Origin of the sequence: Methylorubrum suomiense, assembly GCF_022179765.1 — a bacterium.
Classification (GTDB): Bacteria; Pseudomonadota; Alphaproteobacteria; order Rhizobiales; family Beijerinckiaceae; genus Methylobacterium; species Methylobacterium suomiense.
The window spans coordinates 224,710-246,806 of the sequence record NZ_BPRE01000008.1; the positions used below are offsets into that span (position 1 = coordinate 224,710).

The window sequence follows — 22,097 nt, forward strand, 5'->3', positions numbered from 1 at the left end:
GGCGGCTTAAAGGGCGCTGAGGCGCGGAAGGCCGATCAGGCGCTCGCGGGCGCGGGCGACCAGGGCCGGTCGAATGCGCGCGACATCCTCACCGTCCATCATCGGCGAGGTGGACAGGGCGGCAAGATACGCTTCCTCGGGCTCGCGGCAGGTCGTGACCGCCTTCGTCGCGGCGAAGCTTCTGCTCGCGGTGCGGGCCTGCTCGGCGAAGGCTACGTCCAGGCACGATTGCCAAGCGGCATGCCGCGTGCCGGCACTCTCCTCGGCACGGGCGGGGGCCACGGCGAGGAACGGCAGAAGCACGAAGGGAAGAACGCGACGCATGGCGGCGAACCGTAGGCGGGACAGCGGTTATCCGGTGCCGTGCGGGGCTCCGGAAACCTTCCGTCAACCTTCACCGCCGGCCTGTTAAGACCGGATAACGCGCAACCTCGCGATCCGGTCCCGAAGCGAGACGGTTATTTTCAGCGATTGGCCGCGGTGACCGGCGAGGCGTCGCGACCCAGAGCCACCCAGCCCACGGCATCCTGACTCTCGCGCTTCACGAAGGTGTAGCCGGTCTGCATCCAGGGCAGCACAGCGCTGGTCTTGTTGTCGAGGACGAGATCGCCGCGGTTGGTGACGATCGTCAGCACGGCGTGACCTTCGCCCTTCTCGTCGATCACCACCGTCATCCGCAGCGCCCGCCGGGGCAATCCGACCTGGACCAGCAGGCGGCGTTTCAGCAGCTGGAAATCCTCGCAATCGCCCCGGCCGTCCTCGGCGAGGTCCCAGCGATCGGCGGCCCGCCAATGCTCCTGATCCGTCACTGCCTCGACCGCGCGGTTGATGCGGCGGTTGATCGTGTTGATGGTCTGCCAGAGGGCCGGGGTGAGGGTGACCGAGGCGGCCTCGGTGCGATCGACCGCGCATTCGCCCGGATAGCGCTCGCAGAACTCGGCCCAGGCGACGATCGGCCGGGCTGCTCCGGTCGTCACCGCCGAGGGTCCCATCGTCGGGAGGGACTGTGCCACGGCGTCCCGCGCGTCCAAGCCGGTCACGACACCGGCGATCAGGGCGAGGCCGGCCAGGACGCCGTTGCGGAGGACGGAGAGGCGACGCTGGGCGAACTGGTTACGCATGACCCGACCCGAACTCTTAAGCTCACGTTAAGAAGCTCTCACAGCGGGCCGGCGCAGGCAATCGGAAGGTTAAAGATCGGTTAACGCCATCTGTCGCATTCGAGCGATCGCTTCTCGACGAACGCAGGCTCGCAATCGCTACGCTTCCAGCCAAACGGGGATCGGCGTTCTGCGACGGGATTCGGCAGATTTTAGACAGTACGAATCGCCTGTCGCCGGTCCGGTGCGAAGACCTTAAAGCCAAGATTCCTCATGCAGGATCCGCAACTGAGACAACACAATGACGAGCGATGCCAATCTTCCACCCACGCCACCGTTGGAGCGCGGCGCGCCCGTGATCCGCACCATCGCGATGCCTGCAGATACGAACCCGGCCGGTGACATCTTCGGCGGTTGGTTGATGGCGCAGATGGATCTGGCGGCGGGCAATGTCGCGGCGCGTCGGGCCCGGGGCCGCTGCGCCACCATTTCCGTGGAGGCGATGACCTTTCATCGGCCGGTCGTCGTCGGCGACGAGGTCAGCCTCTACGCCTGGATCGTTCGGACCGGGCGCAGCTCGATGGCAATTCAGGTGGAGGTCTGGCGACGCGAGCGCGAGGGCGAGACCACCATGAAGGTCACCGAAGGCCTGTTCACCTTCGTGGCCATCGGGCCGGATCGCCGACCGCGCCCGATCCCGGAGGAGGCGGAACGGTGAGCGCGGTGCTCAGTGCATCGTCAGCGTCGTCAGCCGCTTGGCTCCGGCATGCTGGTGCAGGAAGGCGCTCATCTCGGCGAGCACGGGGGCCTTGCGCCGGAAGGTGACCGAGAGGGCGAGCAAGGTGTCGGCGTGGTCGAGCCCCGGATAGACCCGTTCCTGGACGGGCACGCGGGCGCTGCGCAGGCGGGCGGCGAGGCTCTCGGTGTTGCGGGGGCGGACGACGACGTCGGCGTCACCCGTGGCCAGGAAGGTCGGCGGGGAATGGGGACCGGCGAAGGTGACCGGCTGCGTCGCCTTCGCGTCGGGGGCCTGCCCGAACACGTCGATGGAGGTCTTCTGGTCGAAGGGCAGGAAATCGTAGGGTCCGGACAGGCCCGCCACCGCCCGGATCACGCGCGGGTCGACGCCGACCCGGCGCAGATAGCTCGGATCGAGCCCGAGCATGGTGGCGTTGTAGGCACCCGCCGAATGGCCCGCGAGCACGATGCGGGCGGGATCGCCGCCGTAGCTGCCGATATTGTCGCGCACCCAGGCGATTGCCGCGGCGCCGTCCTCCAGGAAGTCGGGGAAGCGCACCTTCGGATAGAGTCGATAGTCCGGAAGCACGGTCACGAAGCCCTGGGCCGCGAGCGCCTGAGCGGCGAAGGCGTAATCGGCCTTGCTGCCGCTGTTCCAAGAGCCGCCGTAGAAGAACACCAGCACCGGGGCTCGGTCCAGCGGGACGCTCGGGACGAACACGTCCAGGCGCTGACGGGGATCCTCGCCGTAGGCCGCATCCTTCAGGGCCAAGCGGCCGCCCTTGTCGCGGGGGCCGAGGGCGTCGAACAGGGCCAGGGGCGAACAGCCGCTCAGGCCGACGGCGACGAGCCCGAGGCAGATCAGCGAGACAAGGGAGACGAACGCTTTGATCATGTCAGCCTGGGATTGACGCGGTGCGCGCGGCGGATTCATGGCGCGGGCACGGCGAAAGGTGAGATGCGTCGGAATTGACCGGCTCACGTGCGCAGCACGATGCAGGCGCCGCCGACGCCACGGATCTTCTGGCAGAGCGTATCGGCTGCGCCGCGGGTCTCGGCCGGGATGCGCACGCGGTAGAAGGTGCGCGTGCCGCGGAAGCGCAGGCGCGTGCCGATGATCATCGGCCGTACCTCGCCGACCACGCTAGCATAGCGCGTCCGCGCCCGCTGGAAGCTCGCTAGCGCCAGCGATTTGGAGAAATTGCCGGCGAGCTGGATGCCCCAAGGCGCCGCCGGGCCCCCCTCGACGGGCAGTGCGAAGCGGTCGCCGCGCGATGGGATGCGCAGGGACGCGGTGACCTGAAGGCAGCTCTGGGTCTCGGCCTCGGGGGCTGGCGTATTTTCGGACGGCTTCTCGCCCTTGCCACCATTCCCGTCGCCCTTGCCCTCCGGCATCTCGACGGCGGCATTCGGACGCCACTCTTCCGCCGGGCGTCCGGTGATGGCGATGACGTAGGCGCGTGTCTCCGCCGGAAGGCCGCCGGAACCGGCGAGCCAATTCGTGACCCGGCCCGGTCCCCCGTTATAGGCGGCCGCCGCCAGTCCGAGATTGCCGAACTGACGCTTCAGGTCGGCCAGGAAGTGGGCGGCGTGCGGGATGGCCTGCTCCGGGTCGAAGGGATCGCTCAGGCCGCGCTCCTTGGCCGTGCCCGGCATGAACTGCGCCACGCCCTGGGCCCCGGCCGGGCTCACGACGCCGACGCGAAAACTGCTCTCGCGCCAGATCAGGCGCGTCAGGAACGGCACCGGAAGATTTTGGGTTTTGGCCGAACCTTCGATCAATCGGCAAAGCGCCTGCTCCACGGTCTCGCTCTCGGGCGAGGCCGTCGCATCGGCCTCGCCGGCGATGGCGATGAACAGGAGTGCGAGAAAGGTCGCAAGGGTGGGCGAGCGGAGACGGGACACGCCGCCCATCTAGGTCGCTCGCGCGGCATGCGTAGCGTGAGCCGGTGCATGAGGTGTGGCCCTACCGGCGAATGCGGCGCGGCGGACGATTCGCGTGTTCGGGTCCGCGCGCTATAACCCAACACCCGCCGCGAGCCCTGCGCAGCCGTGGCGATCCGCCTGCATGTCTTCGGGGCCCGATGAGCGACACCCTTCTGACCGTCGAGGATCTCTCGGTCGCCTTCCGCACCCGGGAGGGTGAGACGCTGGCGGTCGACCGCGTGTCGTTCTCCATCGATCGGGGCGAGACGCTCGCGCTGGTGGGAGAATCCGGCTCGGGAAAATCGGTGACCGCGCTCTCGATCCTCCGGCTTCTCGACGGGGCCGCGCATCACCCCTCGGGGCGGATCGTCTTCAAGGGACGCGATCTCCTGACCCTCCCGGAGAAGGAACTGCGCAAGGTGCGCGGCGCGGACATCACCATGGTGTTCCAAGAGCCGATGACCTCGCTCAATCCGCTCCACACCATTCAACGACAGATCGGCGAGGTGCTGGAGATCCACCGGGGCCTGCGGGGCAGGCAGGCGCGGGCGCGCATCCTCGAACTGCTCGAACTCGTCGGCATCCGCGACGCCGAGCGGCGACTCGGCGCCTATCCGCACGAATTGTCCGGGGGCCAGCGCCAGCGCGTGATGATCGCCATGGCTCTCGCCTGCGAGCCGGACCTACTGGTAGCCGACGAGCCGACGACGGCCCTCGACGTGACCGTTCAAGCCCAGATCCTCGCCCTGCTCGCCGACCTGCAGAAGCGGCTCGGCATGGCGATCCTGTTCATCACCCACGATCTCGGCATCGTCCGTCGCCTCGCGGGCCGGGTCTGCGTGATGCTGCGCGGGCGCATCGTCGAGGCCGGACCCGTCGCCCAGGTCTTCACCCGGCCGCAGCACGAATACACGCGCCGCCTGCTCGATTCCGAACCCTCTGGCCGCGCCAATCCGGTCGATACGAGCGCCGAATGGATGGTCGAGGCGGGGCCGCTCAAGGTGTGGTTTCCGCTGAAGGAGGGACTGCTCCGCCGCACCGTGGGCCACGTCAAGGCAGTCGACGGCGTGAAGATTCTCGTGCGGGCGGGCGAGACCGTGGGCGTCGTCGGCGAGTCCGGTTCGGGCAAGACCACGCTCGGCCTCGCGCTGTTGCGTCTGACCGAATCCGAAGGGCCGATCGTCTTCCTCGGGAAGCGCATCGAGGCGTTCGGCGCCGGGGCGATGCGACCCCTGCGCAAGGACATGCAGGTGGTGTTTCAGGACCCCTACGGCTCGCTGTCGCCGCGCATGTCGGTGGGCGACATCGTCGCCGAAGGTCTCAGCGTCCAGGGGTTGGTCAAAACCTCGGCCGAGCGCCGGACGCGGGTCGCCAAGGCGCTCACCGATGTCGGCCTCGATCCGGCGGTGATGGACCGCTACCCGCACGAATTCTCCGGCGGCCAGCGGCAGCGCATCGCCATTGCCCGCGCCATCGTGCTCAATCCGCGCTTCGTCGTCCTCGACGAGCCGACCTCGGCCCTGGATCGCTCGGTGCAGGCCCAGATCGTCACGCTCCTGCGCGATCTCCAGCGCGAGCGCGGACTGGCCTACCTGTTCATCAGCCACGATCTGAAGGTGGTGCGCGCCCTCTCGAACTACGTGCTGGTGATGCAGCACGGGCAGGTGGTCGAGGAGGGGCCGGCGGATCAGATCTTCGGTTCGCCGAAGACCGAGTACACCCGCACCCTGTTCGCCGCGGCGTTCGAACTCGACGCGGCGACGACCGCCGAGCCGGTCACGGCCTGAGGATGGCGCGCGCGCTGCTCATCGTCCTCGATTCCGTCGGCATCGGCGGCGCGCCGGATGCCGCCCGCTACGGCGATGCCGGTTCCGACACCGTGGGGCATATCGCGCAAGCCTGCGCCGAGGGGCGGGGCGATCGGCCGGGCCTGCGCGCCGGGCCGTTGCGCCTGCCGAACCTCGCCGCATTCGGGCTCGGCCTCGCCTGCGCGGGCGCCACCGGCCGGGTGCCGCCGGGCCTCGGGCCGGTTGACGCCGCGCGTGCACTCTGGGGCCACGCCGTCGAGACCGCCGCGGGCAAGGATACGCCGTCGGGGCATTGGGAGATTGCGGGCGTGCCGGTGCTGGAGGATTGGGGCCATTTCCCCGATACCCGGCCGGCCTTTCCGCCGGATCTGATCGCCGCGCTCGTGCGGGAGGCGGATCTCCCGGGCATTCTCGGCGACCGGCACGCCTCGGGCACCGCGATCATCGACGCCCACGGCGCCGACCATCTCCGGACCGGTCGGCCGATCTGCTACACGTCGGCCGACAGCGTGTTCCAGATCGCAGCCCACGAGGAGGCGTTCGGCCTGGAACGTCTCTACGAGACCTGCCGCATCGCGCGACGGCTCTGCGATCCTTACCGGGTCGGTCGCGTGATCGCCCGGCCCTTCGTCGGCGACGCCGCGGGCGGCTTCCGCCGCACTGGCCATCGCAAGGATTTCTCCGTGGCGCCCCCGGCCGACACCCTGCTGGACGTGGCGCAGGCGGCGGGCCGGAGCATCGTCAGCGTCGGCAAGATCGGCGACATCTTCGCTCACCGTGCCACGGGCCTCGAGATCAAGCCCATCGGCAACGCCGCATGCCTCGACGCGGCGCTCTCCGCCTTCGCCGGTTTGCCCGAGGGCGGCCTCGTTTTCCTCAATCTCGTCGATTTCGACACCGAGCACGGTCACCGCCGCGACGTGCCGGGCTATGCCGCCGAACTGGAGGCCTTCGACGTCCGCCTGCCCGAGATCGAGGCAGCGCTCGCCCCCGGTGACCTCTGCATCGTTACCGCCGATCACGGCAACGACCCGACCTGGCACGGCACCGAGCACACCCGCGAGCAGGTGCCGGTTCTGGCGTTCGGACCGGGGATCGCGCCGGGTTCGATGGGTCGGCGCGAAAGTTTCGCCGATATCGGCGCCTCCGTCGCGGCGCATCTCGGTTTACCGCCGCTCGGGGCTGGGCAGGCGTGGTGGTGAGCGGCTCAAGCCCGCTCATTCCGACCAAACCGCTTATCCGAAGGTGCTGAGCGTCGGCTCAGCCCCGAACAAGGGCTCCCGTCAATCGCGCGCGAACTGGAACCCTCCTTCGAGGGCGCCGCTGCGCGGCGCCACCTCAGGATGAGGGTGTGATGGGGATTTCGGCCGCTCAGGCCTCGTCCTGCTCCTCGCCGTCGTCCTCGTCGTCGATATCGACGAGGAACACGATGTCGGCCTCGTCTTCCTCATCGTCCGCGCCGTCGCCCTGGCTCGCATGCTGCGGATCGGGCTCGAAATCGCCCTCGCCCTGATCGGCGGCGATGGCCTCGTCGAACTCGTCGATCTCGTCCTGGCTCGCCGGACGGACCTTGAGCTCGGAGGTGCCGTTCCAGATCGGGTTGCCGTCGACGGTCAGCGTACGGATGTCCTCCTTGAAGCCGTCGCAGGTGAACAGGTCGCGGGCGGTCGCCTCGTCGCCATTGATGACCGCGATCGCCGTGCCGTCGATCTCGAGGGTGAACATGGGCAAGCCTTGGAAGGAGAAGGGGCCGGGGGCTTGTAGGCCGGCGGCACCGGATTCGTCGATGGCGAATGCGGTGGCCGCGGGATAATCGCCGGGATCGGGCGGGAACGGTCCGCCTCAGCCGCCGCTGCTGCCACGGGCGATGGCGCGCTTGACCACCGCCTGGACCTCGCGGTTCGTGAGGAACAGGTCGTGATTGAACAGGCCGCCACCGTAATCCGACGCATCCGCCACGCGTACCCCGAGGGCCTCCAGACGTTCGCGGTCGGCGGCGCCCGCCCGCACGACGCCGCCGGCAATGGCACCGGAGAGTTCGAGCGCCCGGTCGTTGGTGGCCGAGATCACCGTGATGCGCTTGGCGTCGGGTCCGAGCCGCTCGACGCCGTTGGTGAAGAGGTCGATGTCGATGTCGGGCGCGGCGAGGACCACCGCGCCGATCCGTGCCACCGCGGCTTCGCCCGCTTCGGCGCGCAGCATCCTTAGGGTTTCCAGCGTCAGGAGCGTGCCCATGGAATGGGCGACGATGTGGATACGCCCGCCGCTCGGCGAACTGGCGAAGGCCTTCAGCAGATCCTGAAAGGCGTCGCGCGACCAGAGCGCGCTCTCCCGGTCGTAACCGTAATCGAAGGTGGCCGCGGCCGAGGGCCAAGTGAACAGGGCCGATGCCCCGGAGAAGCGCACGCCGTCCGAGAGCCGTGCCGCGCTGACGGCGGCCGATTCGAAACTCTCGCGATAGCCGTGCACGTAAATCAGCACGTCGCGGCCGAAAGCGGCCTGCGCGAAGGCGGAGGCCGCGCCGGGGCCGGTCGTCACGTCGCCGACCGAGCGCACGCCCCAATCCCCCGACACCACCGCCGAGACCTTCCCGATGAGCGAGCGGTCGGGCGCGGACATGCGCGCCTCGGTGAAGCTCAGGCCGCGGCCGCGGTCCGAGCCGAAGAACGGTGCCTTCGGCGGAGTGCCGGCCGCCGGCCGCCGGGTGGTGGCGACGAGCAGGACCGGGCTGACATCGAGCGCCGATTGCGTCTCCGCCACCGAGCCGGTGGCCAGACCATCCATCACGCAGCCCGAGAGGGCGGGCGCGAGGCCCGCCGCTGCGGCGAGGCTCAGAAAGGAGCGGCGGCTGGCATCGATCGTCATGGTCAGTTCGTCCCCCGGCAATGCGGCGGCTTTCGCGCATGATCTTGGCCATGGCGGGGCAGGAACGCCGAACACCTCTCGACGACCGCGTGTCGGCCCGGCATGAAGACGGCATGAGCGCCGTCCTCCCCGATATCAACACCCTCCGCGAACGCCTTCTGCGCGGTGACCGCGCCGCGCTCGCCCGCTCGATCACGTTGGCCGAGTCCCGCCGGGCCGATCACCGCGCGGCGGTGCGCGACCTGATCGATGCGGTGCTGCCGCAGACCGGGAAGGCGATCCGCGTCGGCATCACCGGCGTGCCGGGGGTCGGCAAATCGACGACCATCGACGCTCTTGGCTCGCTTCTCACCGAAGCCGGCCACAAGGTGGCGGTGCTGGCGGTCGATCCGTCCTCGACCCGCACCGGCGGCTCGATCCTCGGTGACAAGACGCGGATGGCCCGGCTCTCGCACGACCGCAACGCCTTCATCCGGCCCTCACCCTCCTCCGGCACCCTCGGCGGCGTCGCCGCGAAGACCCGCGAGACGATGCTGCTCTGCGAGGCGGCGGGCTTCGACGTGATCCTGGTGGAGACGGTGGGCGTCGGGCAATCGGAGACGGCGGTGGCCGACCTCACCGACTTCTTCCTCGTGCTGATGCTGCCGGGGGCCGGCGACGAGCTGCAGGGCATCAAGAAGGGCATCCTCGAACTCGCCGACATGATCGCGGTCAACAAGGCCGATGACGGCGAGGGCGAGCGCCGGGCCAACGCGGCGGCCTCGGAATACCGCGCGGCGCTCCACATCCTGACGCCGCCCTCGTCCACCTGGACGCCGCCGGTGGTCACCATCTCCGGGCTTCACGGCAAGGGCCTCGACGCGCTGTGGTCGAAGATCGAGGATCACCGCCAGAAGCTCACGGCCACCGGCGAGATCGAGAAGAAGCGCCGCGAGCAGGACGTGAAATGGATGTGGGCCCTCGTCCATGAGCGGCTTCACCAGCGCCTCGTCGGTTCCCCCGAAGTGCGCAAGGCCACCGCCGAGGCGGAGAAATCGGTGGCCTCCGGCGATCATTCGCCGGCCGCGGGGGCTCAGGCGATCGCGGAGCTGATCGGGTTGTGAAGCGTCTCTGATCCGCTCGCCCTACCCATTTGTTTCCTGAGGGCTCGTTACGGGGAATTGTCGGTGGACCGCCTGCTGATCACCGGCTTCGGCCCGTTTCCCCGGGTGCCCGACAACCCGAGCGCCCGCGTGGCGCGGCGTCTTGCCAGTTCACCCCATCTGCGGCGGATCCTCGGGGCCGCACCGGATTGCCTGATCCTGGACACTCGCTACGCGGCCCTCGATACGCAATTGGCGCCGGCCCTCGCGCGTCAGCCTTCGGCGGTGCTGATGATCGGCGTCGCGGCGAGCCGGCGGCGCATCTGCGTGGAGACCCGCGCGGTCAACCGCGTCAGTCGGCTGTTTCCCGACGCGTCAGGTGCCGTCTCGCGAAGTCTGGCCTTCGAATCCGGGGCGCCGGCCCTGCGGCGAAGTCCGGCGACGGAGGCGGTGCGGGTTTCGCTGATGCGGGCCGGGTTGAAGGTCGCGGCCTCGCGCGATGCCGGACGCTACCTCTGCAACGCTGCCTATTTCCGCGCGCTGGCTCAAGACTGTCCGGCGATCTTCCTGCACATCCCGATGCCGGCAAGAACGAAGCGCCCGCTTCGATCGGATCGGCCGCACCATGATCCGGACGCCTGGGTCGCGGCCTTCGCGGAGGCCGCGCGGGTGCTGATGCTGCGGGCGCGGCGCGATCAGGGCGTCGCCACGTCCTCGGTCAGGCGATCGACCGAGAGCAGGTAGGCGACGAGCGCGGTCTGCTCCTCGTCCGAGAACCCCGCCGCGCGATCGGCCCAGATCGTATGGCCCTCGCCGGTGACGCGGGCGGTGCGCGTCTTCTCGGAACCGGCATTCGCCGCCACCACCTTGGCACGCAGGTCGCGATCGACCAGGGCGCGCAGGCTGTTGGCCGGATCGGGCATGACGCCCGCATCGACCGTGCCGGGCACGCCCAGTTGCCGGGTCGCGTCTAGACCGACCGACACCCCGGAATCGTGCAGGTAGGGCGCCGTCCAGGCGAGACCGACGAGATTCGGCACCTTGTAGCCTCCCTTGGTGCCCGCATGGGCCCAGCCGAGCTGAACCTGTTTCAGTGCATCGCCTTCGAGAGGGATCGGCACGATCTTCGGGGATTCGGGAAGCGGGAAGGGCGTGTCGGTGGCGAACATCGCCGGCGGCGAGAGCCGCGCCTCCATCTTGGCTCCGGCCCGCGCCCGCGTCGGCTCCGTGCCGATCTCCTCCACGGGTATGATGCGGTTGTTGGTGAGGGCGGGGCCCGAATGGCAGCCGGCACAGCCGGCCCGTTCGAACACGCCGCGCCCCGCCTTGATCGAAGCGGCGTCGCCCGAGGCAGCGTTCGGCGCCCGCAGAAGATTCTGGTAGGCCGACATGGCATTGTTGGCGTGGTTGGCGGGCTCGCCGAGGACGGAGGCGAACAGCCCGTTATCGGTCATGTAATTGGTCGCGGGGAAACTCGGCAGCACCGCGTATCGGTTGAGGCCCGGCGATTCCGGCGTCGGATCGGCGGCCGCCAGCACCTCGGTCGGGCGCTTCGTTCCGGCGGGATCGTAGCGCAGGGCCTCGCGGGCGGCGCCCTGAAGGACCGTGCCGAGATAGAGTTCCGGATCCAGCCCGAACAGCGTGCGGGCGGCCGCCGTCTGCTGCGTCGTATCCGAGTTGGCGGCGTGGACGTTGTTGTTGAGGGACGAAAGACCCTTGAACGGGCCCACCGCCTCACGTCCGCTCCAGCTATAGGGCTCCCCGTAAGCGGAGAAGCTCGACGGGATCGAGGTCGGATTGGTGATGCGATCGGCCGACGAATCGAAGCTGCCCGGCGGCCAACTCCCGACCTGAATCTTGGCGGCCGCCTCGAAGCTCTGCGGGTCGGGAAGCGGTGCCTTGCCGCCGTCCTCCTGCGACACCGTCCGTGCCGGATCGCCGGGATGTGCGGCGAGATCCAGGCTCGCATGCATGAAATAGGCGCTGGCGTTCTTCGAGAGCGCCATCAGCAGGCCCGCATTGAGATCGGTGTTGGGCGCTCCCTCCACGACTTTGCCGGAGGCGGGATCGACCGCCGCGTGGCAGAGCGCGCAGGTGATGCCCATCCGCAGGGTCCCGCGGTCGTAGAAGGTGCGGATGCCGATGATGGCGGGCGCGCCCTTGGCCACGTCGAGGCCGGTCGGCACCTCCTCACCCTTGCGCCATGTCCGGTCCCCCACCGTCATGTCGCGACTCATTCGGACCTTGAGGTTGGTGGTCGCGCCACCGCCCAGGGCCAGCACCGCACGGGCGACCTCGAAGGGCGACAGGCCCCCGTCGAGCATGCCCATCACATCGGAGAGGAACACCTCGTTGCCGAAGGTTTCTCGATAGAACGCCTCGCGCCCGCGCTGGACCAGCGCCTCGTCGATGGCGACCGCACCGTTTTTCGGCGAGAGGGCGGCCCGGCCCTCCGGCGTCGCCTTCATCCGCTCCGCCTCCTCGGCCGAGACGCGACGTCCGAGCAGATCGTAGGCCGTGCGCATCGCGTACCGGTCGCGGTTCAATACGTCGGCCGCATCGGGCATCGGCGCGAAGCTGAAGCGCCCGAAGGCGCCCACCGCGAGAACGGCCCCGGCTGCGATACCGGAGGCGACGATGATGCGCAGCGGCCAACCCATGGGTTCCGACGGTCCCTCAATGCCGGCAGCTATGCCGTTTGCCGACAACTTCGCAGCGCCGAAATCGTTCGATCGCCGATAAACAAATATTAGTATGTGACAAAATCCGTTCGTACACAGATGCGTACGGCCAGTCGTCTTGGAACGTGTTGTCGCAGGTCTCGAAGGTGGCTTTCGAGAACGTACTCAGAACGTAGTTGCCCTAATCTATGTTGGCGCAGGCCTAGTTCATTCGCGGGACAAAGTGGGTGCGGGGGCATGCGCCCTTGCACATGTCCGTGACCGCCACAGGACCTGATGCCTAAGACTGCCCTGGCTTCTGCCATCTCACCGCTGGGCGAACCGCCCATGGTCGCCGTCGACATTCAGCACCGACTCGGCACACTTCTCGCCGAAGCCTATGCCCGAATGCCGGGGAGTCCGAGCGCCGGATCGAGCCGCTTCGATGAACTCCTCGCTCGTCTCGATACCGTGCTGGTCGCGCAGGAGGGACGCGACGAGGATTCCTTCCGCTCGGAGATCATCGCGATGACTCCGCGGCTCTACAACTTCGCCATGTCGCTGACCAAGAATCCGTCCGCGGCCGACGATCTCGTGCAGGACACCTTCCTGCGGGCGTGGCGCAGCCGCGCGCGCTTCACCGTCGGCACCAATCTCGGCGCGTGGCTGTTCACGATCATGCGCAACGCGTTCTACTCGCGTCATCGCAAGGAAGTGCGCGAGATCGCCGACAGCGATGGCGACTATGCCGACCGGCTCGCGGCGGCGCCGGAGCAATCCGGCCATGTCGATCTTCTCGACGCGCAGACGGCACTGACCAAGCTGCCCCTGCCGATGCGTCAGGCGCTCATCCTCGTCGCGATCGAGAACCTCAGCTACGAGGAGGCAGCGACGGTGATGAACTGCCGGATCGGGACGGTGAAGAGCCGAGTCTGGCGCGCCCGCGAGCAATTGGCGCAGATCCTCGGCTACGATGCGGGCGATGTCGGTTCGGACAGCATGACCCTGTCGGCGGTGGGCAGCCAAGCCTGGGTTTCGTGAGACGAGACCGCCTCCGGACGAGCTCGTTCAAAAATCCGATATCATTCCAGGGCGCGAAGCGGACCTGGAATGACGGGGGCGGGGTCTCGTCAAGCGCTCATCGGCAATTGCAGGCGCGGCAGGCCTGAGCGACGGGCCAGCCCGAACTCCTTGAGCGAGCGCACTTCGACCGGCTGGTCTCGCCGAGCCACCACGACGCTGTTGTCGGGCACCGGGGTCCAGCTCTCGTGCTCCTTGTCGAGGGGTTCGGAGACCACGACCACGCCGTCCGCGGACTGACGGTAATACATGCTGTTGGCCGCGTCGTTGGCCGCGTAGCGGAAGGCGTAGAGGTCGTGCCCGTCGGCCAGGGCTGCGGTGAAGCGGAACGGATGACCGTCGTCGATGCCGCCGACCAGCTCCGTCACCCGTGCCAGCGCCCGCGCCGTCGCGGTGATCGGGTCGCTGGGCTCGGCCGAGGCCATCAGGCCCTGGCCGAGGATCGCCAGGAACAGGGCCTCGGAATCGGTCGTGCCGGAGCGGGACGGGTAGAGTTCGTCCGGGATCAGGGCTTCGATCGGCCGGCGCAACCGAGCCCAGTCACCGACATAGCCGTTGTGCATGAACAGCCATTTCCCGCAGGCGAAGGGATGGCAGTTTGGCCGGGTGATCGGTGTTCCGGTCGCCGCCCGCACATGGGCGAAGAACAGGTGCGAGTGCAGGTGCCGGCAGAGGTAGCGCAGGTTCTCGTCCGACCATGCCGGCTGGACTTCACGGAAGCGGCCTGGCTCCGGGTGGTCACCATACCAGCCGAGGCCGAAGCCGTCCCCATTGGTGGAGGCGGTCGATTCGAGCGCCTTGATGCTCTGCGAGACCAGCGAATGCGCCGGCTCGGTGATGTAGTGCTCCAGCGGGATCGTACGGCCTCGATAGGCGATCCAGCGACACATGGTATTCGGCTCCCACCCCGGGCATCTCGTTCACCGGCGCATCGGGGATGATCGTGGAGAATCCGCGTCACCTTAAGGGCAAAGCGGCGTCAAAGGGCGTGCCCCGTCAGACGCCGTGCGATTGGAGCCACGCCTCAAGCAGCGCCACCTGCCAGAGTTTGGAATTGCCCTTCGGCGTCAGCGTCCCGTCGGGATCGGCCAGGAGCTTGTCGACATAGGCGCGGTTGAACAGGCCGCGCTCGCGTGCCACCGGCTTGTCGAGCACGTCGCGCACGAAATCCATGAACGGCCCGCGGATATGCTTGAGCGCGGGGACCGGAAAATACCCCTTCGGCCGGTCGATCACCGCCGCCGGCACCACCTGCCGCGCCGCCTCCTTGAGGATGTACTTGCCGCCGTCCCGCACCTTCAGTTCGGCGGGGATGCGGGCAGCGAGTTCCACGAGTTCATGGTCGAGGAAGGGGACCCGCGCTTCCAGCCCGCAGGCCATGGTCATGTTGTCGACGCGCTTGACCGGATCATCGACGAGCATGATCTGCTGATCGAGTTCGAGCGTCTTGTCGATGGCACCGGCACTCTTGGAATCGGCGAAGAAGCGCGCGAGGTAGTCGCGGCTGTAATCGGCGCCGATCAGGTCGGGAGAGAGCGCCTCGCGCATCTCGGCGTGGTCGCGGTCGTGGTAGGCCCGCGCGTAATCGGCGACCGGATCGGTCGATCCCATCAGCTTCGGGTACCAGTGATAACCGCCAAACACCTCGTCGGCGCCCTGTCCGCTCTGAATCACCTTCACATGCTTGGCCACTTCCTGCGACAGAAGCAGGAAGGCCACGGCGTCGTGGCTCATCTGCGGCTCGGCCATGGCGTGGATCGCGAGCGGCAACGCTTCCAGGGTCTTCGAGCCGTCGACCACGAGCTTGGCGTGGTCGGTGTCGAACTCCTGGGCGATGATGTCGGAATACTTGAACTCGTCGCCCTCGACGCCGTTCACCGCATCGAACCCTACCGAGAAGGTCTTGAGCCCTTTCTGGCCGTTGCGGGCGAGCAGCGCCACGATGATCGAGGAATCGAGACCGCCCGAGAGCAGCACACCGGTCGGGACGTCCGCGATCTGACGGCGGGCGACCGCGACCCCGAGGGAGTCGAGCACCGCCTCGCGCCAATCGGCCTCGCTCATGCCGCGATCCTCCGCGCGGGGGCCGACAGTCAGCGACCAGTAGGTCTCCTTCTTGCGCGTCCCGTCCGGCTCCAGCGTCAGGATCGTCGCCGGGTGGATCTTTCGAACCCCCTTGAGGATGGTCAGCGGCGCCGGCACGCCCGCGTGCCAGCTCATGTAGTGATGCAGCGCCTCGCCATCGATCGAGGTGTCCACATCGCCGGCCGCGAGTAGGGCCGGTAGCGAGGATGCGAAGCGGAAGCGCTTGCCCGATTCCGAGAAATAGAGCGGCTTGATACCGAGCCGGTCGCGTGCGAGCACCACCCGGCCGGAATCGCGTTCATGCACCGCGAAGGCGAACATGCCGAGGAAGCGCTTCACGCAATCCTTGCCCCAGGCATGATAGCCCTTGAGCACGACTTCGGTGTCGCTCGTGGAGAAGAACCGGTAGCCCTTGCCCTCGAGTTCGGCGCGCAGCTCCTGATAATTGTAGATGCAGCCATTGAAGACGACCGTAAGGCCCAGCTCAGGATCGACCATCGGCTGCTGACCGGCTTCCGACAGATCGATGATCTTGAGCCGGCAATGGCCGAACATCACCGGACCTTGGCCGTGGAGGCCGGATCCGTCCGGTCCGCGGGGGCTCAGCACCGCCATCATCGCCCGTACCGCGCCCGGATCGGCCGCGCCGCCAAAGCTGATCTCTCCGCAGATTCCGCACATGACGGTGGGTGATCCTCGTCGTGGTGATGGGCCGCCGAAGCTGGGATGACGCCGGATGCTGGCTCGCCGAACTTGACCGGCAGAACGGAATCGCCGCCGGCCTGTTCCCGAAAGCCCCCGGCAAAATCACCGCAACGCGCCCGACGGTGGTCCTTATGGCCAAAGCGGCTAGCGATTTTCGAGCCAGGCGGCGCTGCCGCCGGAACGCACGCCGGGGTGGAATCGCAGAAGGCCCACGCCCATTGCCATCCAGGCCAGTACGACGAGCGGCCAGAGCGGGCCGGGCCATGCCGGTGCGGGATAGAGGCTGTTGAGCAGCGGCCAAGCGAGCATCAGGCTCCCGGCCAAGCCCACGCCGCACCAGATCCAGGCTCGATGGCGCGCCGCGAACACGGCTTGGGCGAGCCCGACCGCCATGTAGACCAAGATGAGGACGAGGGTCGCCACCGTGGCGAAGGCCTCGCTGAAGGCGCGCGGGCTGCTCCAAGAGCCGAAGATCAGCAGGAAGGCCAGGGTCAATCCACCGACGAACCGGAGAGCCCGGGCGGGGACGCCGTGCGCCGGATCGAGGCGGGCGAAGCCGGCTCCGACCCCCCTGGTCCCCAGCGCGTAGAGGATGCGCGCGGCGGCGGCCGCCGTGCCGAGTGCGCAGGCCAGCGAGCTGATGCCGGCGGCGGCATCGAGGAAGATCCCGTAGCCGCGCGAGAGGTAGCGCAGGGCCAGGGTGTCGAGGGGCGCCGGATCGCGGGCGAGGTCCTCCATGCGGTCGAGTCCGTAGCCGATCACCTGGGCATAGGAGACCAAGCCGTAGAGCAGCGTCGCCGCGGCGAGGGAGCCGAGGATTGCCAGGGGGATGGCGCGGTGGGGATCGCGCGTCTCCTCCGCCACCGTCGCCGCGCCCTCGAAGCCGGCGAGGGAGAGGACGGCGAAGACCATGCCGTAGCCGAGGACCGACAGGCCATTCGCCGGGTCCGGCCGCAGCGGCGCGGCATCGAGCGGCGTTTGAACCAGGATGACGAGGGCGAGCACCACGATCGCCAGAACGGCCAGCGCTTCGATGACGAGCATGACGGTGGTGGCGAGCCGGATCTCGCGACCGCCGAGCCCGATCACCACTCCGCCGCCCAGCAGCGCGAGGGCGAGCCAGAGCTGCGGATGGCTCACGCCGAGATGGCCCAATGCGACCGAGAGGAACCCTCCGACCAGAGCCGTCGCCGAGGCCAGGAAGGCCAGATAGGCGAGGAGCAGACCCCAGCCGGCCAGGAAGCCGAGTCGATCCCCGAGCACGGCGCCGACATAGGTCGTCGCGGAGCCCGCACTGGCGATGCGCCGGCTGAAGGCCACGAAGGACAGCCCGATCAACGCCATCGCCGCGCCGCCGAGCAGGAAGGACAGGGGTGCCGCGCGCCCCGCCGCCTGGACCGCCAGCGGCACGTTGAACGCCATGGCGAGCGTCGGCGCGATGATCGCCAGCGACAGAACGAAGGCTTGGAAGGCCGAGAGCGTGGGGCGAAACGTCGTCATGCGCAAAACGCTCGCAAGGACGGCGCCGCGGGGCAAGACTAGCCGAGTGCGGCCCAGGGACCCCTGTGCCAGACCCGAAGATCGATGATGCGTCGATGTTGCGGGCCGCAAGAGCAGATCAAATCGATTGACGCGGGCCCGCACATCGCTTAACCCGCCCGCCTCACTTCGCGACAAAACCGGCAACGGAATCGACGATGCGCACGGGTCTTATCGTAACGGAAGCGCCACGGAACGGGCGGGCCTGATCGCAGGCCCGGCAGACCCGGTCGGTGGCGCATGCAGGGTCCCTCGGGGCCCTTTTTTGTTGCCGGAAACCCGACGCCACCGAGACATGAAGACGAAGACACAAAGAACGGATTGATGGAGGAGTCGATGAGCGGCGAGGTCATGACCGGAGCCCAGATGGTCATCCGGGCGTTCCAAGATCAGGGTGTGGACACTCTGTTCGGCTATCCGGGCGGCGCTGTGCTCCCGATCTACGATGCGCTCTTCGACGAGACCACGATCCAGCACGTGCTGGTGCGCCACGAGCAGGGCGCCGTCCATGCGGCGGAGGGCTATGCCCGCTCGTCGGGCAAGGTCGGCGTCGTCCTCGTCACCTCCGGCCCGGGCGCGACCAACATCATCACCGGCCTGACCGACGCGATGCTGGACTCGATCCCGCTCGTCGCCGTCACGGGACAGGTGCCGACCCATTTGATCGGCTCCGACGCGTTCCAGGAATGCGACACCGTCGGCATCACCCGGCACTGTACGAAGCACAATTACCTGGTCAAATCGATCGACGATCTGCCGCGCATCCTGCACGAGGCGTTCTACGTCGCGAGCCACGGACGGCCGGGCCCGGTCGTCATCGATCTGCCGAAGGACGTGCAGTTCGCCAAGGGGGTCTATAGCCGCCCGACCCAGAACGGCCACAAGACCTACAATCCGCCGGTCAAGGGCGATGCCGAGAAGATCCGCGCCGCGGTCGAGCTGATGGCCACGGCCCGCCGCCCGGTCTTCTATACCGGCGGTGGCGTCATCAATTCGGGTCCGCATGCCTCGACCCTGCTGCGCGAGCTCGTGGCCGAGACGGGCTTCCCGGTCACGTCGACGCTCATGGGCCTGGGTGCCTTCCCGGCCTCCGACGACAAGTTCCTCGGGATGCTGGGCATGCACGGCACCTACGAGGCCAATCTCGCGATGCACGATTGCGACGTGATGATCTGCGTCGGCGCCCGCTTCGACGATCGCATCACCGGTCGTCTCGACGCGTTCGCGCCGTTCTCGAAGAAGATCCACATCGATGTGGATGCGTCCTCGATCAACAAGGTCGTCAAGGTCGATGTCGGCATCCTCGGCGATTGCGGCGCGGTGCTGGAGGAGATGCTGGCGCAGTGGCGCGCGCAACCCAAGCAGCCCGATAAGGATCGTCTGACCGATTGGTACAACACCATCACCCGGTGGAAGGCGCGGGACTGCCTCGCCTACTGGCCGTCGGGCACGATCATCAAGCCGCAATACGCGGTGCAGCGGCTCTACGAGGCGTGCAAGGATCGTAAGACCTTCGTCACGACCGAGGTCGGCCAGCACCAGATGTGGGCGGCGCAGTACTTCAAGTTCGATGAGCCGAACCGCTGGATGACCTCCGGCGGCCTCGGCACCATGGGCTACGGTCTGCCCGCCGCCATCGGCACGCAGCTCGCCAACCCGGACGGGCTCGTGATCGACATCGCGGGCGAGGCCTCGATCCTGATGAACATGCAGGAGCTCTCCACCGCGGTTCAGTACCGCCTGCCGGTCAAGATCTTCATCCTGAACAACGAGTACATGGGTATGGTGCGGCAGTGGCAGGAGCTGCTGCACGGCTCGCGCTACTCGCAGAGCTACTCGGAGAGCCTGCCGGACTTCGTGAAACTCGCGGAGGCCTACGGCGCCAAGGGCATCCGCTGCGAGAAGCCGGGCGAGCTCGACGCCGCCATCAAGGAGATGCTCGACTACGACGGGCCGGTCATCTTCGACTGCGTCGTCGACAAGACCGAGAACTGCTTCCCGATGATCCCGTCGGGCAAGGCCCACAACGAGATGCTGCTGTCGGACTATCTCGGCGAGACCGGGGTCGAACTCGGCGACGTCATCTCGGCCGAGGGCAAGATGCTGGTCTGATCCGGTCCGCATCGCGAACCCGGCAGCAGGGCCATGCGCGGCCTTCTCGAACGGGACGCCTCACGGCGTCCCGCGGCCCCGAAACCGTCGCGCGGCGACCGCAAGCCGTGCCGTCAGCTTCGGGCTCGGCAGCGCGTCGTGGCGGCGCGGGTCGAGGCGCGGCACGCTTGCCGCGCGCTCGGCCGGCGTCCGATCGGACCGTTTGCGAAGGAGCACGAAGAATTCGTCTCCCATCGGGCAGGTCGGCTCCAGGGCGGCGCACTCGAACGGAAGCAGGCCGAGGCCGAGCACCTCCGCGAGTACGGTGCCGAAGCTGAACGGAGTGAACACCGTGCAGTGGACATCGACATAGACACCGTGCTCGGCGATCCGCGCCGTGGCCTCCAGGGCCGCTTCCGGGCCGCCGGTCAGCGGCCGGATCGAGGCGGGCCGTCCCTGCCAGACAGCCCGGCGGTCGATCGCGGTGGCGCGGGCGAAATGCTCGTAGACGATCGAGAGAGGTGGATGGCGCAGGCGCTGCAGATGCGCGGCCACGACCGCACCGACGCTGGTCGGCGTGCGGAAATGGTCGAAGGTGAAGCGCTTGTCCGGCACAATCAGGCAGAACAGGCCGCCCTCGCGCAGGACTTCGGCTCCCTCGGCCAGCCAGCCGATGGGGTCGGGAAGGTGCTCGACGACGTGGGAGGCGACGATGTAGTCGACCGGGCCGCGTGTCCCGAGCGCCTGCGGCAATCCCCCTTCGCCGAGCACGAGATCGACCGGGACGACGCCGTCGATGCCCTCCGGCCCCAGCGTCGAGTGGCTGCGATAGTGATGCCGCAGGGCTTCGGTCGACATATGGTCGGCGTAGAGCACCTCGCTCTCGCTCTTGAGGATGAGCGGTCGGGTGAGGGGGCCGATCTCGACGCCGATTCGTCCCCGCGGCTGGACGAAATTCAAGACACGCTGGCGCCGATCCATGGCGGGGCCGGTATCACGCCGCCGGGACACGGGTCCAGCATCCTGGGCCAATCACATTCGAAAACGAGGAACGCTCCGCGATGAACGCCATGAACACCCACTACCCCGAGCCGACGCGGATCGAGAGCGTCAATCGTCACACCCTGGCGGTGATCGTGGACAACGAGCCGGGCGCCCTTGCCCGCATTGCCGGTCTCTTCTCGGGCCGTGGCTACAACATCGAGAGCCTGACCGTCTCCGAGACCGAAGAGGCACGGCACATCTCGCGCATCACCATCGTGACCGCCGGTACCAACGCGGTGATCGATCAGATCAAGGCGCAGCTCGATCGGCTCGTGCCGGTCCACCGCGTGGTCGATCTGACCCTGCAGGGCCAGGCCTTGGAGCGGGAGCTGTGCCTCGTGAAAGTGGTCGGCACCGGCGAGCATCGCAGCGAGGCGCTCCGCCTCGCCGCCGCCTTCGGGGCCCGGACCCTCGACGCGACGCTCAACTCCTTCGTGTTCGAGCTGACCGGCTCGACCGAGGAGATCGACCGCTTCATTCGGCTTCTCACGGTGATCGGCCTCGTCGAGATCTCGCGTACCGGCATCGCCGCCATGGCCCGCGGTTCCGAGCCGCTCTAAGACCTCTGCCGATCCCGCGACCCAGCCTCGTCCCGAGATGTCATGCACGGGGCGAGGGGCGGTCGCGGGAGGGTGCCGAACAAGGCGACCGGTTCAGCCGTTGGATCGGTCGTTGGCCGAGGGCGATGGGGAACAGGCTCCATCCTGGCCGTTGCGAAGGACCAGGATGACCGCGCGCACCCTCTATTACGCCCCCGGCGCTTGCTCGCTCGCGGTGCATATCGCCCTCGAAGAGATCGGTGCGCCGTTCGAGACGGTCCGGCTCGACCTCGCCCGGGGTGATCAGCGCGCACCGGAATACCTGTCGGTGAACGAGCGGGGCCGGGTGCCGGCGCTGTACGAGGACGGCTGGGTCCTCACCGAAGCCTCCGCCATCCTGCGCCACCTCGCCCGCGCCCACCCGGAAGCCCGGTTGTCGCCGGAGGATCCGCGTCAGGCAGCCATTGCCGACGAGTGGCTCGGCTGGCTCGCGACCGGGCATCAGGTGGCCTACGCGCAGGTCCGCCGACCGGAGCGCTATGCCGCCGACGAGACCGCCTTCGCGGCGATCCGGGCCAAGGGAGCCGACAGCTTCGGCGATCTCTGCACGATGACGGAGGTGCGCCTCTCCAATGGCGGCTGGGCCCTGGGAGAGCCGTACTCGATCGTCGATCCCTACCTGCTCGTGATCTGGCTCTGGGCCCGCGGGCCCGCGATCGGCTTCCCCATGGAGGCGATGTTCCCGGCCTGGACTGCGCATGCGCGGGCGATGGTCGCCCGGCCCGCTGTCCGCACCGTCCTCGACCGCGAAGGGATCGCGTTGCCGGTCTAGGAC

Annotated in this window: 20 protein-coding genes; 9 read left to right on the top strand and 11 right to left on the bottom strand. The window is 68.2% G+C overall.

Annotated elements, in window-relative coordinates:
* Nucleotides 1–6 precede the first annotated feature (6 nt).
* The gene (locus MFF26_RS14895) at nucleotides 7–324 is read right to left on the bottom strand and encodes a hypothetical protein (RefSeq protein WP_137829285.1); all 318 of its coding nucleotides are present in this window, start codon (nucleotides 322–324) and stop codon (nucleotides 7–9) included.
* A 140-nt stretch (nucleotides 325–464) separates the two neighbouring features.
* Complete coding sequence (locus MFF26_RS14900; RefSeq protein ID WP_137829284.1) at nucleotides 465–1,121, bottom strand: transglutaminase-like cysteine peptidase; 657 nt, start codon at nucleotides 1,119–1,121, stop codon at nucleotides 465–467.
* A gap of 280 nt (nucleotides 1,122–1,401) precedes the next feature.
* Between MFF26_RS14900 and MFF26_RS14905 the strand changes: the two genes are divergently transcribed.
* Nucleotides 1,402–1,818, top strand: a complete 417-nt coding sequence (locus MFF26_RS14905; RefSeq protein WP_137829283.1) for an acyl-CoA thioesterase — start codon at nucleotides 1,402–1,404, stop codon at nucleotides 1,816–1,818.
* Nucleotides 1,819–1,827: 9 nt separating this feature from the next.
* On the opposite strand, the gene MFF26_RS14910 is transcribed toward MFF26_RS14905, so the two are convergent.
* Together MFF26_RS14910 and MFF26_RS14915 are read right to left on the bottom strand one after the other, a co-directional pair.
* Nucleotides 1,828–2,733, bottom strand: coding sequence for an alpha/beta hydrolase (locus MFF26_RS14910; protein WP_137829282.1), 906 nt, complete (start codon nucleotides 2,731–2,733; stop codon nucleotides 1,828–1,830).
* Between the two features lie 83 nt (nucleotides 2,734–2,816).
* Nucleotides 2,817–3,752 (bottom strand): lytic transglycosylase domain-containing protein, encoded by a 936-nt coding sequence (locus MFF26_RS14915; protein WP_238308141.1) that lies wholly within the window; start codon nucleotides 3,750–3,752, stop codon nucleotides 2,817–2,819.
* 170 nt (nucleotides 3,753–3,922) lie between these two features.
* On the opposite strand from MFF26_RS14915, the gene MFF26_RS14920 reads away from it, so the two are divergent.
* Both MFF26_RS14920 and MFF26_RS14925 read left to right on the top strand, forming a co-directional pair.
* Entirely contained in the window at nucleotides 3,923–5,551 is a 1,629-nt protein-coding gene (locus MFF26_RS14920; protein WP_137829280.1) for an ABC transporter ATP-binding protein, read from the top strand.
* A 2-nt stretch (nucleotides 5,552–5,553) separates the two neighbouring features.
* The gene (locus MFF26_RS14925; RefSeq protein WP_137829279.1) at nucleotides 5,554–6,774 is read left to right on the top strand and encodes a phosphopentomutase; all 1,221 of its coding nucleotides are present in this window, start codon (nucleotides 5,554–5,556) and stop codon (nucleotides 6,772–6,774) included.
* 169 nt (nucleotides 6,775–6,943) lie between these two features.
* On the opposite strand, the gene MFF26_RS14930 is transcribed toward MFF26_RS14925, so the two are convergent.
* Nucleotides 6,944–7,297, bottom strand: a complete 354-nt coding sequence (locus tag MFF26_RS14930; RefSeq protein ID WP_137829278.1) for a hypothetical protein — start codon at nucleotides 7,295–7,297, stop codon at nucleotides 6,944–6,946.
* Nucleotides 7,298–7,414: 117 nt separating this feature from the next.
* Complete coding sequence (locus MFF26_RS14935; protein ID WP_137829277.1) at nucleotides 7,415–8,437, bottom strand: alpha/beta hydrolase; 1,023 nt, start codon at nucleotides 8,435–8,437, stop codon at nucleotides 7,415–7,417.
* 113 nt (nucleotides 8,438–8,550) lie between these two features.
* Between MFF26_RS14935 and meaB the strand changes: the two genes are divergently transcribed.
* Together meaB and MFF26_RS14945 are read left to right on the top strand one after the other, a co-directional pair.
* Nucleotides 8,551–9,540, top strand: coding sequence for a methylmalonyl Co-A mutase-associated GTPase MeaB (meaB, locus tag MFF26_RS14940; RefSeq protein WP_137829276.1), 990 nt, complete (start codon nucleotides 8,551–8,553; stop codon nucleotides 9,538–9,540).
* 63 nt (nucleotides 9,541–9,603) lie between these two features.
* Nucleotides 9,604–10,263 (top strand): pyroglutamyl-peptidase I, encoded by a 660-nt coding sequence (locus MFF26_RS14945; protein WP_137829275.1) that lies wholly within the window; start codon nucleotides 9,604–9,606, stop codon nucleotides 10,261–10,263.
* Here the strand turns inward: MFF26_RS14945 and MFF26_RS14950 are convergent.
* Nucleotides 10,215–12,179: a cytochrome C oxidase Cbb3 gene (locus MFF26_RS14950; protein WP_137829274.1), complete on the bottom strand. Its 1,965-nt coding sequence runs from the start codon at nucleotides 12,177–12,179 to the stop codon at nucleotides 10,215–10,217. The two genes, MFF26_RS14945 and MFF26_RS14950, sit on opposite strands and share 49 nt — an antisense overlap.
* A 297-nt stretch (nucleotides 12,180–12,476) precedes the next feature.
* Between MFF26_RS14950 and MFF26_RS14955 the strand changes: the two genes are divergently transcribed.
* A complete protein-coding gene (locus tag MFF26_RS14955; RefSeq protein WP_137829273.1) occupies nucleotides 12,477–13,220 on the top strand; it encodes a sigma-70 family RNA polymerase sigma factor in 744 nt (247 codons plus the stop codon).
* 89 nt (nucleotides 13,221–13,309) lie between these two features.
* Here MFF26_RS14955 and MFF26_RS14960 read toward each other — a convergent pair whose 3' ends face one another.
* The 3 genes from MFF26_RS14960 to MFF26_RS14970 form a co-directional block, all read right to left on the bottom strand.
* Entirely contained in the window at nucleotides 13,310–14,149 is an 840-nt protein-coding gene (locus MFF26_RS14960; RefSeq protein ID WP_137829272.1) for a class II glutamine amidotransferase, read from the bottom strand.
* 106 nt (nucleotides 14,150–14,255) lie between these two features.
* Nucleotides 14,256–16,025, bottom strand: coding sequence for an N-acetylglutaminylglutamine amidotransferase (locus MFF26_RS14965; RefSeq protein ID WP_137829271.1), 1,770 nt, complete (start codon nucleotides 16,023–16,025; stop codon nucleotides 14,256–14,258).
* A gap of 168 nt (nucleotides 16,026–16,193) precedes the next feature.
* Nucleotides 16,194–17,549, bottom strand: coding sequence for an APC family permease (locus MFF26_RS14970; RefSeq protein WP_137829270.1), 1,356 nt, complete (start codon nucleotides 17,547–17,549; stop codon nucleotides 16,194–16,196).
* A 375-nt stretch (nucleotides 17,550–17,924) separates the two neighbouring features.
* Here MFF26_RS14970 and MFF26_RS14975 point away from each other — a divergent pair, with 375 nt between their 5' ends.
* Nucleotides 17,925–19,700 (top strand): acetolactate synthase 3 large subunit, encoded by a 1,776-nt coding sequence (locus tag MFF26_RS14975; RefSeq protein WP_137829269.1) that lies wholly within the window; start codon nucleotides 17,925–17,927, stop codon nucleotides 19,698–19,700.
* A 60-nt stretch (nucleotides 19,701–19,760) separates the two neighbouring features.
* On the opposite strand, the gene MFF26_RS14980 is transcribed toward MFF26_RS14975, so the two are convergent.
* Nucleotides 19,761–20,690: a methyltransferase domain-containing protein gene (locus MFF26_RS14980; RefSeq protein ID WP_238308142.1), complete on the bottom strand. Its 930-nt coding sequence runs from the start codon at nucleotides 20,688–20,690 to the stop codon at nucleotides 19,761–19,763.
* Nucleotides 20,691–20,740: 50 nt separating this feature from the next.
* Here MFF26_RS14980 and ilvN point away from each other — a divergent pair, with 50 nt between their 5' ends.
* Nucleotides 20,741–21,283 (top strand): acetolactate synthase small subunit, encoded by a 543-nt coding sequence (gene ilvN, locus MFF26_RS14985; RefSeq protein WP_137829268.1) that lies wholly within the window; start codon nucleotides 20,741–20,743, stop codon nucleotides 21,281–21,283.
* Between the two features lie 166 nt (nucleotides 21,284–21,449).
* Nucleotides 21,450–22,094, top strand: a complete 645-nt coding sequence (locus MFF26_RS14990; protein WP_238308143.1) for a glutathione S-transferase family protein — start codon at nucleotides 21,450–21,452, stop codon at nucleotides 22,092–22,094.
* Nucleotides 22,095–22,097 lie beyond the last annotated feature (3 nt).